The organism is Achromobacter sp. EG18 (genome assembly GCF_059759395.1).
Window position 1 is genome coordinate 1,665,578 of sequence record NZ_CM186213.1, and the last position, 14,437, is coordinate 1,680,014.

The following is a 14,437-nucleotide window of genomic DNA, read 5'->3' on the forward strand; positions in this document are numbered from 1 at the left end:
CCGTGTGGCGCGCGCGGAACAGCTACCATACCGGCTTCGCTGTCATCCCCCGCTGTCGTTCCGCCATGCCTTCCCTGACTTTCCGTTCCCCCACCCTGGCCGACACCGATCGCTGCTTCGCGATCGAAAGCACCGCCTACGAAGGCGACGAGGCCGCCACCCACGCCAAGATCGCCACCCGCATCGCCGAGTATCCGCAGGGCTTCCTGCTGCTGGAGGAGGATGGCGCCATCGTCGGCTTCATCAACAGCGGCTGCGCCCACGACGTGGTCATGTCGGACGAGGCCTTCAAGGAATTGGTCGGCCATGACCCGGCCGCGCCCAACGTGGTGATCATGTCGGTGGTGGTCGATCCGGCGCACCAGGGCAAGGGCCATGCCGCGCGCTTGATGCACCGCTTCATCGACGACTGCCGCCGCCAGGGCAAGCAGACCATCCACCTGATGTGCAAGGAACGCCACGTCGAGCTGTACCGCAAGCTCGGCTACCGCTACGTGCGGCCGTCGCCGTCCGACCATGGCGGCATGGCCTGGCACGAAATGGTGATGACGCTGTAGCGGCCGGGGCGGCGCCCGCTCCCTTGGCCGCCCAAGCCTCAATCCAGCTGGATCCTGGCGCTGTCGACGATCTGCTTCCAGCGCCGGGTTTCCTCGGCCGACAACCTGGCCAGGTCTTCGCTGGTGCCCGGATACGGCACCGCGCCCTGCTCGGCCAGCTGCCCCACCAGCGTTTTGTCGTTGGCGATGGCCAGTATCGTGTCCTGCAACTTGCGCAGCACCTGCGGATCGGTGCCTGCCGGCGCCATCACCCCGTACCAGGATTCCACCACCGCGTCCTTGACCCCGGCCTCGGCCAGGGTCGGGATATCGGCGATGGCATCGCTGCGCTTGTCGCTGGCCACCGCCAGCACCCGCACCTGCCCCGACTTCACGTACGGCAGCACATTGGGCAGGTTGGCGAACAGCACCTGCACCTGTGCCGACAGCAGGTCCGACGTGGCCGGCCCGGCGCCGCGATACGGCACGTGCTCGAAGCGCGCGCCCGAGCGGAACATGAACAGCTCGCCGGTCAGGTGGTTGACCGAACCGATGCCGGCGGACGCCATGTTCAGCTTGCCGGGATTGGCCTTGCCATAGGCCACCAGCTCGGCCACGGTCCTGGCCGGCGCGTCCCTGGACACCGCCAGCACATTGGGCACCGTCGAGAACAGCGCCACCGGCGCGAAGTCCTTGTCGGCGTTGTACGGCAGGTTCTTCGATATCAGCGGCAGGATCGACTGCTGCCCCATCGTCGCCAGCAGCAGCGTGTAGCCGTCCGGCGCCGCCTTGGCCACGAAGTTGGCGCCGATGCTGCCACCGCCCCCGGGCTTGTTCTCGACGATCACCGTCTGCCCCAGCGCCTCGGACATGCGGTTGGCCAGCAGGCGCCCCATCAGGTTGACGGTGCCGCCCGGCGCGAACGGCACCACCATCGTGATCGGCTTGCCTGGATAGTCCTGCGCGGCCTGCGCGCCCGGGCTGGCAAACAGGGCCGCGGCCAGCGCCACGGCGAATTTCGGCATTGCCTCGAACATATCGGTATTCCCCTTGGTTTGATTTATACGGCGTGATGGGCGCGGCGTCTCAGGCTGCCGCGCCGGTTTCGGTATCGACCAGGGCCGCCACGCGGCGCTGCAGCGCGGCGTGCGCCGCGGCGCTACGCTGGCGCGCGGCGTCGATGGCGGCCTGGCGCAGGTCCAGCAGGGTCTGCTGCTCCCGCAGATGCGTGCGCACCGATTGCGGCGCCGGCCCGCCGAGCGACAGGCGCGCGGCCACGTTGCGCACCGGATCGAGGCAGGCGGCGACGTCGTCGGCCGCCAGCGCCACCGGCCGGCCCAGTTGTTCCCGCGCCGCGGCCGAGATCATCGGCGGCGTGATGGCGCGCGCCGGCAGCCCCTGCTCCAGGGCCTGCCGCACCACCGCGCCGATGACGTGGTGCGCGTCGCGGAACGACATGCCGGCCTTGCGCACCAGCAGGTCCGCCAGATCAGTCACGGTCGAGAAATCGTCCGCCGCGCGCGCCGCCATGCGCGCGCGGTCCGGCTCGACCTGCTCCACCAGCAGCTGCATCAGTTCCAGCGCCTTGAGCGCCTCCTCGCACGCTTCCCAGCAGGTACGGGTGCTTTCGCGGCTGCTGTCGCCGGAGTGGGTGAAATGCGTGGACTTGACCGTGGACAGCGCCGCGCCGGTCAGGCCGATCAGGTGCCCGGTCTTGCCGCGCAGGTATTCCAGCACCGCCGGGTTCTTCTTCTGCGGCATGATGCTGGAGGTGCTGGCGATGCTGTCCGGAAACGACAGGTAGCCGAACTCGGGCGTGGACCAGATATAGAAATCCTGCACCATGCGGCTGCAGGTGACCATCATGATCGACAGCGTCGCGCTCAGCTCCAGCGCGAAGTCGCGCGACGCCACCCCGTCCAGCGCATTGGCCAGCGGCGCGCTGAAACCGAGCATGGCGCTGGTGGCGGCGCGGTCGATCGGAAACGACGTGCCCGCCAGCGCGCAGGCCCCCAGCGGCGAGGCGTCCGCCGTTTCCAGCGCATGCGCCAGCCGGCCGATATCGCGCGACCAGGCATCGACCAGCGCCGACAGGTAATAGCCGTAGGTGATGGGCTGCGCCGCCTGCATGTGGGTGTAGCCCGGCATGACCCAGTCGGCATAGCGTTCGGCCCGGGCCAGCGCGGCGCGCGCCACGCCGATCAGCGCCGCGCCGATGCGGGCGGCGAAATCGCGCGCCCGCATGCGGTCGATGGTGGCGCCGATGTCATTGCGGCTGCGCGCGGTGTGCAGGCGGCCGCCCAGTTCCTGGCCAACGGCCTTGATCAGGTGCGCCTCGTAGTTGAAATACGCTTCCTCGCGCGCCGGGTCCAGTTCCACCGCGTGCGGACCGTCGGCCTGCATCTTGAGCAGCGCCCGCGCCAGGCGCTGCGCGGCGTCGTGATCGAGGATGCCCTGCTCGCGCAGCATCAACAGGTGCGCCAGGTTGACCTGGGTGAGCATCTCGAAGTTGGCGAAGAACTCGCGGTTCAATCGCGGCAGGAAAATATGCTGGAGCACCTCTTTGGCCAGGGGTTGCTTGAGGCGGGCGCTGACTTTGGATTCCATATCGGTCCGGGGGATGCAAGGGCTGAAAACCGTAGTCTCCCGCCGGGCCAATTCATACGTCAAATCAGATATTTACGACTTATCATACAAAACTGATATGATTTGAATCATGAATTTCAAGCAAGTCGAAGCCTTCCGCGCGGTCATGATGACGCGCTCCATGACCACCGCGGCCGGACTGCTGCACACCTCGCAGCCGAACGTCAGCCGCTGGATCGCGCTACTGGAAAAAGCGCTGGGCTTCGTGTTGTTCCAACGGGTCGGCACCCGCATCATTCCCACGCCCGAGGCCGAGGCTTTCTACGCCGACGTCGAACGCGCCTTCATCGGCCTGGAATCGCTCAACGACAGCGCCAGCTCCATCCGCCGCCGCGGCACCGGCCTGTTGCGGGTTGGCGCGGTGGGCTCCATCACGCAGTGCGTGCTGCCGGACGCCATCGTGCTGTTCCGCCAGAAGTTCTCGGACATCCCCGTGGTGGTCAACACCGGGGGCTCCGACGTGGTCGCCAAATGGCTGGCCACCGGCGTCTGCGACATCGGCTTCTGCTCGCTGCATACCGACCTGCCCGGCCTGCGCTACGAGCGCATCAACACCGCCCATGGCGTGGGTATCGTGCCGCGCGGCCACAGGCTGGCAGGCAAGAGGCGATTGGCGCCCGCGGACTTTCGCGACGAGAACTTCATCTCGCTGCCCGCCGGCAGCTTCAACCGCGCCGCCATCGACCGCCACTTTCCCGACGACACCCGCGTGCTGTCTATCGAAACGCCCTACGCCACGACCATCTGCGGCATGGTCGCCAAGGGCCTGGGCGTTTCCATCGTCAACCCGGTGGTGCCGCGCGCGCTGGGCATCGCCAACCTGCGCGAAATCCGCTTTTCGGAAAAGGTCGAATTCCACAGCTACGCCGTCACCTCCGACCATTTCCCCGTCAACACGCTGGCGCGGCGCATGGCCGACTGCGTGCGCGACACCTTCGCCGCGCTGGGTCGGCCGGCCACGGCGGCCTGACACGGCCGGCGGCGTCAGGCCGCGCGCCGCCGGCCCGCCACGAATCCATGGTGGCGCGCTCGCCAGGCCACGGCCAGCGCGACCACCAGCAACACCACGATGGTGCGCGGCAAGGCTGGCGCCCCGGCCGTCTCCAGCACCACGCCGCCGATCGCGCCGCCGGCGGCGAACGCCAGGTTGAACACCGTCACCAACATCGATTGCGCCACGTCGGCCCCGTCGCCCGCGGCGTCCGCCAGGGCAGTCTGCAGCAGCGTCGGCGCGCCGCCGAAGCTCAGCCCCCACAATGCAATGGCGGCAAACACCGCGCCCGTCGACGTTGCGCCGTGCCCCAGGGCCAGCGCCACCAGCGCAAACAGCGCCAGGCTGGCCAGCACCAGCGGACGCAGTCCGCGATCGACCAGCATGCCGGTCATCCAGATGCCGCCCAATGACGCCACCCCGAACACCAGCAAGACCGCATCGACCCGCGCCGCCAGTCCGAACGCGGCCATCAGCGGCGCGATATAGGTGTACAGCGTGTAGTGCGCCAGGATCCACGCCAGGATCACGGCCAGCACCGGCCGCACGCCCGGCGTGCGCCACACCTGGCGCATCGGCATCCGCCGCGCCGCCGCCTGGCCGGGATAGTCGGGCACGCGCCGCGCCACCCACAACATCAGCGCCAGGCTCATCCCCGACAACACGCCAAAGACCGCGCGCCATCCCGCCAGGGCGCCGAGCCAGGCGCTCAATGGCACGCCCAGCGCCAGCGCCAATGGAATCCCCACCATCGCCACCGCCATCGCGCGCCCCTGCAAGGCCGGCGCCACCATGCGCCGCGCATAGCCCGCCAGCAGGCTCCACGCCAGCCCCGTCGCAATGCCCGCCATGAAGCGCGCGCCCAGTGTCAGCGCGTAGTACGGCGACCACGCGGTAATGGCGTTGCACAGCAGGAACCCGCCCACCGCCAGCAGCAAGGCGGCGCGCCGCCGCCAGCCGCGCATGGCGATGGTCAGCGGAATCGCCGCCAGGCCCGAACCCAGCGCGCACAGGGTCGCCAACTGCCCCGCCCAGCCCTGCGACACGCCGAAGTCGCGCGCCATCTGCGGCAACAGGCCGGCGGGCACGCTTTCGTTGGCGGTCGCGATGAAGCTGCACATCGTCAGGGCCAACAGGCCCGCCAGCGGCAACCGCGCGGTAGTGGGGGTGGCTGTGGCGGGGTTGGCGGTGCTGCCTTCCAACGCCGCCGATCCGGACATCTCGCTCATGAGTCGCGCTCCTTGCATATGAAAGACGCGACAGTCTGGAGCTAACCATAAAATTTGATAATTAGCCTAGAATTTGAATGATCTTCAAATCTGGATTTCAAATGGCGACCGACAGGTTGGGTGACATGCGACTTTTCGTGGAAACGGCGGCGGCAGGCAGCCTGTCGGCGGCCGGCCGCAAGCTGGGGCTGTCGGCCGCGGCGGCCAGCGCGCGGCTGATCAAGCTGGAATCCGCGCTGCGCGCCAGGCTGTTTCACCGCAGCACCCGGCAGTTGCGCCTGACCGAGGAAGGCCGTGTCTACCTGGCGCATTGCGAGATCGCGCTACGCGCCATCGACGATGCCGAGGCCGCGCTGCAGGCGGGCCAGCAGGCCGTGCGCGGCAAGCTGCGGATTTCGGCGTCGGCCGACTTCGGCCGCAACCTGCTGAAAGACTGGCTGGAAGAATTCAGCGCGGCGCACCCTGACCTGAAGATCGCGCTGACGCTGTCGGACTCGCTGTCGAACCTGCTGCACGACGACATCGACCTGGCGATCCGCTTCGGACGGCCGCAGGATGGCGCCCTGGTCGCGCGCCATCTCGCCCCCAACTGGCGAGTGCTGTGCGCCTCGCCCGACTACATCGCCCGGCGTGGCGCGCCGCGCACGCCCGAAGACCTGGCGCGGCACGATTTCATCGTGCTGGTCACCGCCGCCGGTCCGCTCAACCAGTTCCATTTCATCAAGAACGAAACCGCGGCCAGCTTCACCGTGCCGCTGGAGCGCGCGTGGGAAACCAACGACGGCGCGCTGGCGCGCCAATGGGCCATCGCCGGCCATGGCATTGCGCGCAAGACCATCTGGGATGCCGCCGACGACCTGCGCGCCGGGCGCCTGAAGGTGCTGCTGCCCGACTATCGGGTAAGCGAGGATGGCGTGCATGCCGTATTCCACGGCACCCGCTACATGGCGCCGCGGGTGCGGCGGTTGCTGGACTTCCTGGTGGCGCGCTTCGCCGATGCCGGCGCGGCGTTGACGCGCGATTTCGATATCGAGGCGGGCCGGCCGCGCCAGCCGCCGGACGTCGCCGGTCCCGTGGCCTAGGCCTGCGCGCGCTGAAAGCGCCTCGCACAGCGCACTAGTCCAGCTTGCTCAGCACGCGCGACAGCACGCGCCGGGCGTCGGACAGGTTGTCGGCATCTCCGGGCCTGGATTCGACATCCCGCATCAAGCCCATCAGTTGGGCCTTGCTACGGGCCAGCCGCGCCTCCAGCGATTCGATCTCGCCCACCTTGCGCCGCAGGGCGGCCAGCAGCGCGTCATGATTCCAGTCGTCGCCCGTCGCAGGCAGCAGCACGCGGATCTCGTCCAGGCTGAAACCGACCTGCTGCGCGGTGGTGATCAGTTCCAGCGCCAGCATCGCCTCGGGAGAAAACGTGCGGTAGCCATTGGGCCGGCGGGCCACCGTCTGCAGCAGGCCCGCGCTTTCATAGAAGCGGATACGCGACGGGGTCAGTCCGGTACGCTTGGCCAGTTCCCCGATATTCATGTCCTTGTCCTTCTCGATAACGATCAATGGGATCGCGGCGGGCGACCGCCGCGATACGGTCCGGGCCGCGCCTGGCGGCGCCGGACCGACGGCCGCTCCTACTTGGCGGCCGCGGATGCCGGGGCAGCCGCGGGCAACTTGTTGGGTGGCCTGACCGGGCCGGCCGGCAGCGGCGTGACGCCATCAGGCTTGACGAAGGTCAGGGTCGCCACGTAGCCGATGGCATCGTAAGGCTCGGGCCCGCTGGCGCCCTGCCGTTCTCCCGGCGTCTTGTCGATATGCATGGCGCGCAGGACGTATTGCGCCTTCCACGGCAGGTCGAAGCGCGCCTTGCCTTGCGCATCGGTGTAGGCCGCCTTTTCCCAACCGGAATCCACCATCGCGACCAGCTTGGCCTTGGGCAGGGGCTGGCCTTTCAGCACCACCTGGAATTCGCCGGCCTGGCCGGTGGGCACGATGTCCAGCGTCAGCTTGGGCGCCACCGCGGCGGACGGGTTGGCGACATAGCGCGCGCCCATGTGGAACCAGGCATTGATCGATTCACCGCCATGCTTGAACTTGCGCAGCGTGTCCATGGGGCTTTCCAGCACCAGGCTCTCGTTGCCGCTGGCCTTGCCCGACAGCGCGAAGCCATCGGCGGTCTTGGTGACCGTCAACGGCGATTCGCCCTTGGCCGAGACCAGGTTCGCCGACATCTTGCCGAAGCCATCCAGGTAGCCGGGCGAGGCCTCGCGCAGGTTCTCGGCGAACTCGCCGAAACGCGCAATGGCGGACTTGCCGCCGGGCTGCTCGATCCAGACTTGATGGGCTTGCGCGGTGGCGGTCAGGCACAGGGCCGCGATCGCCAGGGATAGGGTCTTCTTCATGGAAAGCTCCGGAAAGTGAGGAACGGGGTTGAACAGCTCCCCCCTCCCGCCTGCCCGCGGCTTGCCCGCAAATTGGCCCGAGGCGTCGGGACGATCGAAGATGTTGGCACCGAAGATGTTTGCGCCGAAGATGTTTGCGCCGAAGATGTCTGCGCCGAAGACGCTTGCACCGCAGACGTCCGCGCCCGTGCGGCCATGAATTCTGGCATTCGAAGGCTATCCACAAATAACAACGAGAATCGCCCTGATTATGTGGAACGACCCGGCGATGTCAAGAACACGCGGGGGACGGGCAACGACCGCCGATCCGCTCGCGCGGGCGGCCACGACACGCGGTTTTCATTGGGACGATGGCTGCGCGCGGGGCGCGCCTGACCCGCGCGGGACGCCCTGGAAGCGCGTCGCAAAATCGGACTGCGCGTCAGCGGTCCACGACCGTCATCAGGCCGCGCCAGCCCGCGCTTGAAGGCCTGGCGCCTCGTTCGCCGCAGCCGGCTTCGCTCACGCGTGGCAGGCCAGCGTCCGCACCGTGTCGCCCGCCCCCGCCGTGTCCGGCCACCTCAGGACGAAACGGGCGCCGCCCAGCGGGCTGTCGCACACACGGATGCTGCCCCCGTGGCTGGCCGCCACGCGCTGCACGATCGCCAGGCCCAGGCCGGCGCCGCCGGTGCCCCGGTCGCGGCTTTCGTCCAGCCGGATGAACGGTTCGAATACCCGCTCCCGGTCCGTGGGCGGGATGCCGGGGCCGTCGTCGTCGACGATCAACTCGAATCCGCCGTCACAGGTGGGCAACAGCGCCACCTCGACCCGCTCGCGCGCATAGCGCACGGCGTTCTGCACCAGGTTCGACAACGCCCGCGTCATGTTGCGCGGGTGCAGGCTCACGTGCGGCGGATGGCCATCGCGCACGCTGCAACGCACCTGCCGCGCCTCGGCCTGGTGCTCGATCTGGGCCAGCGCTTCGCCCAGCCAATCGCGCGCATCCACCGTGTCCAGCTGGGTGGCCTCTTCGTTGGGCCGCTCCAGGCGCGCATAGATCAGCAGTTCGCCCACCATGCTTTCCAGCTCGGCGATGTCGGCGCGCATGTCCTGGAAAGTCTGGCGGTGGCGGGAACGCAGCTTGCCGCGGTCGACGATGTCGAGCTCGAACGACAGCCGCGCCAGCGGCGTGCGCAACTCGTGCGAGACCGCGTTGGTCAGGCTGCGCTGGTTGTCGATCAGCGCCGAAATGCGCTCGGCCATGTGGTTGAAACTCTCGCCGACGTGGCGGATGCCCGAGACCCGCGACAGGCGCACCCGCCTGCCGAGATCGCCCTGGCCCATGCCGAGCGCGGCATTGCGCAAGGTGTCCAGGTCGCGCCAGACCGGCAGCGCCCACAGCAACAGGAACGCCGTCGCCATGATCAGGGTCAGCATGGTCCAGGCGCCCCACGTCATCAGCTTGTCCAGCATGCCGTCGCCCGGCAGGCGCAGTTCCAGCCATTGCCGCGGCGCGCCCGGCAGCGGGATCAGGTAGGTGTTGTATTCATCGCGCATGATGAAGCCGGCCTGCTCCATCTGCTGGCGTTCGCGCTCGTCCGGGCGCACCGCCTCCCAGGGCAACAGGCGCAGGTCGGCGCCATAGTGCGGCAGCAATTCCTCGCGCAGGAAGGCTTCGCGCGCCTGCGGCGCCACTGGATCCAGCTCTTTGTGCAGGGCATGCACCTGGCCGCGTATCGAGCGTTCCGCCAGATCGTCCAGCCTGGGCGAAACCAGCGTGACGAGTCCCTTGTCGACGACCTGGAAAGCCGCCGTCAGGCTGATGACGGCCACGACAAAGAGACGCAGGATGAATTTGAGCATGGCGTTGGACGGGGAGCGGGCACCGGCAGCTTACGCACAAAACCGGCGGCATTCCGCCGCGCTTTGTACGAGATATGTGAAAACAAGTGAAAAAGCGCCGGGGCCGACGGCGCCCCCGCCCGCCCTGCATCGCGCTTCAGCGGCGCGGGCGCAGTCGCTTGAAGGTCAGCGAGGCCTGGGCGCACAGGCGGGTTTCGCCGCGCTCCACCACGTATACCTGGGCGTCGAAAAACGCGATGCTCTTGCTGTGCGACACCACCTGCGCCACGCAACGGATCGTATCGCCCGCGGCGGGCAGCAGGAACGAAGTCTTGAATTCCAGCGTCGCCATATCGTCGCCCTCCTGGCCGGCGCCGCCGTCGATCAGCGTCAGCGCCGCATAGCCCGCCGTGGCATCCGCCACCATGGCGACGATGCCGCCCTGCACCGCGCCGCGGTGATGCAGCAGGGCGGGCACGATCCTGGCCGACGCCTGGCAGCGCCCGCGCGCCAGGTCCTCCAGGCACAGGCCGACGTGGCGATAGGCCGGCTCGTCGGCGAACTGCCGGGCAAGCAGCCGCATCCGGTCCGGATGCAAGGCCGGCTGCGCCTCGGCCGGCGCCGGGCGCCCGTGCGAAAGCGACGCCGGATGGGCGTGGATGACCTCGATCATGGAAAAAGCCTCTTCGATCCTGATGGGAGATCGAGTATTGGCCATGCGTCCGCGGGCGTCTTGAACGCTAGTGACATCGACACCGTCCACGTGCCGGCCCGCGCCGGCGCCGTGTCAGCCAGCCGCCTTCCCCCGCCCGGAGCGGGCCCGGCATGCCGCGCCAGTCAGTCCAGGCCGCGCTTGCCGGGCGCCCAATAGGCCTTGGCCATGATGCGCGCGCCCGGCACGCCCTGCGCGGCCAAGGTCCGGCGCAGCCGCTGGATCGACGGCGCCCTGCCTGTCAGGATGTAGCCGCGGTCGGCGCCGGCAAGCACGGGCAGGCGGCGCGCGATCGCGTCCAATTGCCCGTCGTCGCCGCAACGTTCGAACAGTTCGACCGCCTCCAGCCCGAGCCGTCTCGACACCGCCCGCGCCTCGGCCAGCGCCGCCACTTCGAGCAGGCAATGCGGCGCGTCGGCGGCAAAGTGGCGGCTGATCGCGTATGCCAGGCCAAGCGAAGTCTCGTCGCCAAGCAGCACGCAACGTCCCTGCACGCGGCCCGGATCGAGCGAGGCGCGCGGACCGAAGACGTCGCATTCGTCGCCCGGCGTCACCTGCCGCGCCCATGCGCTGCCCGGTCCGCCGCCGTGGCAGCACACCAGCAGCCGCGTGCGCCCGGCCACCGCATCCCATTCGATCGGCGAATAGGTGCGGGCCACGAACGCCGAACCCATCGCGATCTGCACCTTCTGCCCCGGCCGCCACGACGCTTCACGAAACGCCGGGCTTTCCAGCGTGATCAAGCGAAAGCCCAGCGCCGGCGTCTCGGCCCGCGCCACCCGCGCGCGCGTCATGAATAGCCGGGTCAGCAGGCGGCTGACCCGGCCTGGCTCCGGCCTCGGATCGGTCATGGCGGTCATCCTGCATACACCGTGAATTCGTTGCCACGGCCCGGGTCGATCTCCAGCGGTTGCGACACGTATCCATTGGCCGGATCGCGCACGTAGTCGAGGTACTCGTTGTCGTGGTCCCACGCATTCTCGGCCAGGATCGGCGTACCCGGCTTCAAGCGCGGCTCGAGCAGCCTGAGCACCGGCAGATAGAGGCTGATCGCGCCGTCCAGCAACACCAGGTCGATCGGGCCGCCGACATCGGCCAGCGTCTCGCGGGCATCGCCGACGCGGATCTCGACCCCTTCCGTCAGCCCCGCCGCCAGCAGGTTGGCCCGCGCCCGCTCCGCCTTGGCCGGCTCCAGTTCGGTGCCGATCAATTGTCCGCCGCCCATGTCGCGCAGCGCCGCGGCCAGATGGATCGTCGACACGCCCATCGAGGTGCCGAACTCGACGATGCGCGTGGCGCGGCGACTGCGCGCGCATTGGTAGAGAAAGCGACCATAGGCCGCCGAAACGTTGAGGAAATTGCCGGCATAGCCGCGATACACGGCGCGCAGGTCGCGCCGCTCATCGGCCAGCGTACTGGCGATGGCTTGCGCGTACATCTGCCCGGCGTCCTCGTCCGGATTCGCGCCGAACTGATCCATCAGGCCCCGGTCGGCCTCGGCCGCCTCCTGGAAAAGGCGCCGCAGGGTCTGCGCGACGCGGTCGCTATCGAGTGCATTCATGAGTCGTCCTGTTGGGGTGCGGCGGCCCAGCGCCAACCGTACCGTCATGGTAGGAAGCCTCTTACCTGGCAGCATTGGTAAACTACGCCATCAAATTCCATAATCCTGCCAACCTGCCGGCGCCCTCGGCTCCGGCGCCCCGCCATGCCCGTGCTGACCAACCTGGTCGATCCCGTCCAATGGTTCGACCCCGACCTCGTGCCGCGCCCGGTCGTGACCGTCGGCGCGGCCGGCATCGATCTGGCCGACCTCGACGAGCACGGCCTGGACCGGATCGAAAAGGACTTCCACCGCCACCGCAAGGGCCAGCTGCTGCTGTTGCTGCGCGGCGTGCTGACCTGCGAGATCGCCGGCAGCCTGTGGATCGTGCCGCCGCAGAGCGCCCTGTGGGTGCCGGGCGACCTGCTGCACAAGATCACCGCGGCCGGCACGATCGAGGTCTACGTCGCCTTCATCGAACCGGCCGCCGCCTCGGCGCTGCCCGCTGCCTGCTGCGCCGTCACCACCACGGCCCTGCTGCGCGAACTGGTGGTCCGCTCGGCCAGCCTGCCCCTGCTGTATCCGGACGACGGCCCCGCCGCGCATCTGGTGACCCTGCTGCTGGACGAACTGGCGGCCGCGCCCCTGGGCACGCTGCAACTGCCCATGCCCACCGACCGGCGCCTGCGCAAGATCGTCGACGCCCTCATGGCCGAGCCGCGCGAACGCGGCACCATGCAGGGCTGGGCGCGGCGCGTCGGCCTGAGCGAACGCACGCTGGCACGGCTGCTGATGCAGCAGACCGGCATGAGCTTCGGCCGCTGGCGCCAGCAGTTGCACCTGATGCTGGCCGTGAAATGGCTCAGCACCGGCATGTCGGTGCAACAGGTGGCCGACGACCTTGGCTATGAAAGCGCTGGCGGCTTCGTGACGATGTTCCGCAAGGCCCTGGGCACCTCGCCGGGCAGGTATATGGCGCAGCGGCGGCCGGCCGGCTGAAGCGAAAAGCGATGCAATGCGTTCCCGCGCCCCGGGGCCGTCAGGTCACAATGCCCGCAGGAATGCCACCAGGGCCGCATTGACGGCGTCGGGCGCCTCCTGCTGCAGCCAGTGCCCCGCCTGCGCAATCACCTGCGAACCACGCAGGTCCGGCGCCAGCAGGGGCATGGCGTCGATGATCTGCCGCATTCCCGGAATCGCCAGACCCGTGTCGTATTCACCGACGAGATACAGCGCCGGCACCTCGATGCGCAACCCCGCGAAGGCCGCTTGCGCTTGCCAGTTGCCATCCAGGTTGCGGTAGTAATTCAGGCCGCCCCGAAACCCCGACCGCGTGTAGGCCTGGACAAATCGCTCCAGATCCGCCGCGCCGAGCCAGGGCGGCAAGGCCGTCGGGTCTGTCAGCGAGTCCAGCAGCCCGCCTCCCCGCGGCACCATGCCGAACGGATTGGGCGTGCCACCATCGCGCGGCCCCATCGCCCCGGAGGCGCAGAAGTAGATCTTGCGCAACGTGGCCGGGATATCGCGCTCGAACTCCGCTTCGGCCACGCCCGGCGCCGAGAAATAGTGCGTGTAGAACCACGCCTGTTCGTTCTGAGGAAACAGCCGGCTGGGCGCCATGGGCGCGCGTCCCATCATCGGCACCCCCAGCGCCGCCACCGCGCGGAACCGGTCGGGCCGGACCTGCGCCGCCTGCCATGCGATCGACGCGCCCCAGTCGTTGCCGACCAGCACGGCCTGCCGCTCCCCCAGGGCGTCGAGCAACCCGACCAGATCGCCGATCACGTCCAGCGCCGCGTACTGCCCCGCGTCAGCCGGGCAGTCGCTGGCGCCATAGCCGCGCAAATCCGGCGCAACGGCGCGATAGCCCGCCTGCGCCAGCGCTTCGAGCTGGTGCCGCCACGCATGCGCGGTCTCGGGAAAACCGTGGCACAGGATCACCAAGGGGCCGGCGCCCTGCTCCACCACGTGAAGGCGGATGCCATTGGTCTCGATAAAACGTTGGCGGGGTTCAAGCATGCGGGCTCTCGATGGCAAGGGATTACACAATCTCTGGCCAAAAGAGTAACATCAAAAGTTTCACATTTTCAAACTGGGGTTCCATGCAACGAGACACCCGCCTGGCGCGCCTGCTGCACGTCCTGGTCCACATGCATTTGCGCGGCGGCGCCACCACGTCGCAGACCATCGGCCAGATGCTGCACACCAACCCCGTCTTCGCGCGCCGCACGATGAGTGTGTTGCGCGATGCCGGCTTCGTCACCTCCACCGGCGGTCCGGGCGGCGGCTGGACGCTGGCCTGCGAACTGGATCGTCTGACCGTCGGCGATGTATGCGACGCCATCGCGCACGCCACGCTGTTCGCCGTGGGGCCGGCGCAGGACAATGCGGCGTGCCCCGTGGAAGCGGCGGTGAACCGGCGTCTTCGCGCCGCGCTGGCGTCCGCGGAGCTGGCCTTGCTGCAGGCGTTCAGGGAAATGCCGCTGTCGGAGATTGCCGACGAAGTCCTGGCGTCGGGCGCGCGCCCCAAATGAAGCCGGCGATGACGCCGCCGCGCCCTTGACGCGGG

The 14,437-nt window shown here is 68.7% G+C and carries 15 protein-coding genes; 5 read left to right on the forward strand and 10 right to left on the reverse strand.

Features of this window, described 5'->3' with window-relative positions:
- The first annotated feature begins 65 nt into the window (after positions 1–65).
- Positions 66–557: a GNAT family N-acetyltransferase gene (locus AC6CR5_RS07670; protein ID WP_026382883.1), complete on the forward strand. Its 492-nt coding sequence runs from the start codon at positions 66–68 to the stop codon at positions 555–557.
- 38 nt (positions 558–595) lie between these two features.
- Here AC6CR5_RS07670 and AC6CR5_RS07675 read toward each other — a convergent pair whose 3' ends face one another.
- Together AC6CR5_RS07675 and argH are read right to left on the reverse strand one after the other, a co-directional pair.
- The gene (locus AC6CR5_RS07675; RefSeq protein ID WP_240294690.1) at positions 596–1,573 is read right to left on the reverse strand and encodes a Bug family tripartite tricarboxylate transporter substrate binding protein; all 978 of its coding nucleotides are present in this window, start codon (positions 1,571–1,573) and stop codon (positions 596–598) included.
- A gap of 49 nt (positions 1,574–1,622) precedes the next feature.
- The gene (gene argH, locus AC6CR5_RS07680) at positions 1,623–3,143 is read right to left on the reverse strand and encodes an argininosuccinate lyase (RefSeq protein WP_024069178.1); all 1,521 of its coding nucleotides are present in this window, start codon (positions 3,141–3,143) and stop codon (positions 1,623–1,625) included.
- A 109-nt stretch (positions 3,144–3,252) separates the two neighbouring features.
- On the opposite strand from argH, the gene AC6CR5_RS07685 reads away from it, so the two are divergent.
- Positions 3,253–4,152, forward strand: a complete 900-nt coding sequence (locus AC6CR5_RS07685) for a LysR substrate-binding domain-containing protein (RefSeq protein WP_024069179.1) — start codon at positions 3,253–3,255, stop codon at positions 4,150–4,152.
- A gap of 14 nt (positions 4,153–4,166) precedes the next feature.
- Here AC6CR5_RS07685 and AC6CR5_RS07690 read toward each other — a convergent pair whose 3' ends face one another.
- Positions 4,167–5,393: an MFS transporter gene (locus tag AC6CR5_RS07690; protein ID WP_110134605.1), complete on the reverse strand. Its 1,227-nt coding sequence runs from the start codon at positions 5,391–5,393 to the stop codon at positions 4,167–4,169.
- Between the two features lie 110 nt (positions 5,394–5,503).
- On the opposite strand from AC6CR5_RS07690, the gene AC6CR5_RS07695 reads away from it, so the two are divergent.
- A complete protein-coding gene (locus AC6CR5_RS07695; RefSeq protein WP_049052541.1) occupies positions 5,504–6,484 on the forward strand; it encodes a LysR family transcriptional regulator in 981 nt (326 codons plus the stop codon).
- A 34-nt stretch (positions 6,485–6,518) separates the two neighbouring features.
- Here the strand turns inward: AC6CR5_RS07695 and AC6CR5_RS07700 are convergent, their stop codons facing one another.
- The 6 genes from AC6CR5_RS07700 to AC6CR5_RS07725 all read right to left on the reverse strand — a co-directional run bounded on the left by AC6CR5_RS07700 (position 6,519) and on the right by AC6CR5_RS07725 (position 11,889).
- Entirely contained in the window at positions 6,519–6,929 is a 411-nt protein-coding gene (locus tag AC6CR5_RS07700; RefSeq protein ID WP_049052543.1) for a MerR family transcriptional regulator, read from the reverse strand.
- 98 nt (positions 6,930–7,027) lie between these two features.
- Complete coding sequence (locus AC6CR5_RS07705) at positions 7,028–7,795, reverse strand: DUF4198 domain-containing protein (protein WP_049050881.1); 768 nt, start codon at positions 7,793–7,795, stop codon at positions 7,028–7,030.
- A gap of 501 nt (positions 7,796–8,296) precedes the next feature.
- On the reverse strand, positions 8,297–9,637 hold the full coding sequence (locus AC6CR5_RS07710) for an ATP-binding protein (RefSeq protein WP_498085443.1): 1,341 nt from the start codon (positions 9,635–9,637) through the stop codon (positions 8,297–8,299).
- 136 nt (positions 9,638–9,773) lie between these two features.
- Positions 9,774–10,289 carry a PaaI family thioesterase gene (locus AC6CR5_RS07715; RefSeq protein ID WP_006387115.1) on the reverse strand — a complete coding sequence of 172 codons (516 nt, stop codon included), beginning with the start codon at positions 10,287–10,289 and terminating at the stop codon, positions 9,774–9,776.
- Positions 10,290–10,453: 164 nt separating this feature from the next.
- A complete protein-coding gene (locus AC6CR5_RS07720) occupies positions 10,454–11,179 on the reverse strand; it encodes a siderophore-interacting protein (RefSeq protein ID WP_187378336.1) in 726 nt (241 codons plus the stop codon).
- Between the two features lie 5 nt (positions 11,180–11,184).
- Positions 11,185–11,889 carry an O-methyltransferase gene (locus AC6CR5_RS07725; RefSeq protein WP_498085444.1) on the reverse strand — a complete coding sequence of 235 codons (705 nt, stop codon included), beginning with the start codon at positions 11,887–11,889 and terminating at the stop codon, positions 11,185–11,187.
- A gap of 144 nt (positions 11,890–12,033) precedes the next feature.
- Between AC6CR5_RS07725 and AC6CR5_RS07730 the strand changes: the two genes are divergently transcribed.
- Positions 12,034–12,867, forward strand: coding sequence for an AraC family transcriptional regulator (locus AC6CR5_RS07730; protein ID WP_024069186.1), 834 nt, complete (start codon positions 12,034–12,036; stop codon positions 12,865–12,867).
- 45 nt (positions 12,868–12,912) lie between these two features.
- On the opposite strand, the gene AC6CR5_RS07735 is transcribed toward AC6CR5_RS07730, so the two are convergent.
- Positions 12,913–13,887, reverse strand: coding sequence for an alpha/beta fold hydrolase (locus AC6CR5_RS07735; protein WP_498085445.1), 975 nt, complete (start codon positions 13,885–13,887; stop codon positions 12,913–12,915).
- Positions 13,888–13,970: 83 nt separating this feature from the next.
- Here AC6CR5_RS07735 and AC6CR5_RS07740 point away from each other — a divergent pair, with 83 nt between their 5' ends.
- The gene (locus tag AC6CR5_RS07740) at positions 13,971–14,402 is read left to right on the forward strand and encodes an RrF2 family transcriptional regulator (RefSeq protein ID WP_058664666.1); all 432 of its coding nucleotides are present in this window, start codon (positions 13,971–13,973) and stop codon (positions 14,400–14,402) included.
- Positions 14,403–14,437: the final 35 nt, after the last annotated feature.

Excerpts from the sequence above, each read along its gene's own strand:
- AC6CR5_RS07670 (WP_026382883.1), top strand. The coding sequence starts at position 66 with ATGCCTTCCCTGACTTTCCGTTCCCCCACCCTGGCCGACACCGATCGC.
- AC6CR5_RS07675 (WP_240294690.1), bottom strand. The coding sequence starts at position 1,573 with ATGTTCGAGGCAATGCCGAAATTCGCCGTGGCGCTGGCCGCGGCCCTG.
- argH (WP_024069178.1), bottom strand. The coding sequence starts at position 3,143 with ATGGAATCCAAAGTCAGCGCCCGCCTCAAGCAACCCCTGGCCAAAGAG.
- AC6CR5_RS07685 (WP_024069179.1), top strand. The coding sequence starts at position 3,253 with ATGAATTTCAAGCAAGTCGAAGCCTTCCGCGCGGTCATGATGACGCGC.
- AC6CR5_RS07690 (WP_110134605.1), bottom strand. The coding sequence starts at position 5,393 with ATGTCCGGATCGGCGGCGTTGGAAGGCAGCACCGCCAACCCCGCCACA.
- AC6CR5_RS07695 (WP_049052541.1), top strand. The coding sequence starts at position 5,504 with ATGGCGACCGACAGGTTGGGTGACATGCGACTTTTCGTGGAAACGGCG.
- AC6CR5_RS07700 (WP_049052543.1), bottom strand. The coding sequence starts at position 6,929 with ATGAATATCGGGGAACTGGCCAAGCGTACCGGACTGACCCCGTCGCGT.
- AC6CR5_RS07705 (WP_049050881.1), bottom strand. The coding sequence starts at position 7,795 with ATGAAGAAGACCCTATCCCTGGCGATCGCGGCCCTGTGCCTGACCGCC.
- AC6CR5_RS07710 (WP_498085443.1), bottom strand. The coding sequence starts at position 9,637 with ATGCTCAAATTCATCCTGCGTCTCTTTGTCGTGGCCGTCATCAGCCTG.
- AC6CR5_RS07715 (WP_006387115.1), bottom strand. The coding sequence starts at position 10,289 with ATGATCGAGGTCATCCACGCCCATCCGGCGTCGCTTTCGCACGGGCGC.
- AC6CR5_RS07720 (WP_187378336.1), bottom strand. The coding sequence starts at position 11,179 with ATGACCGATCCGAGGCCGGAGCCAGGCCGGGTCAGCCGCCTGCTGACC.
- AC6CR5_RS07725 (WP_498085444.1), bottom strand. The coding sequence starts at position 11,889 with ATGAATGCACTCGATAGCGACCGCGTCGCGCAGACCCTGCGGCGCCTT.
- AC6CR5_RS07730 (WP_024069186.1), top strand. The coding sequence starts at position 12,034 with ATGCCCGTGCTGACCAACCTGGTCGATCCCGTCCAATGGTTCGACCCC.
- AC6CR5_RS07735 (WP_498085445.1), bottom strand. The coding sequence starts at position 13,887 with ATGCTTGAACCCCGCCAACGTTTTATCGAGACCAATGGCATCCGCCTT.
- AC6CR5_RS07740 (WP_058664666.1), top strand. The coding sequence starts at position 13,971 with ATGCAACGAGACACCCGCCTGGCGCGCCTGCTGCACGTCCTGGTCCAC.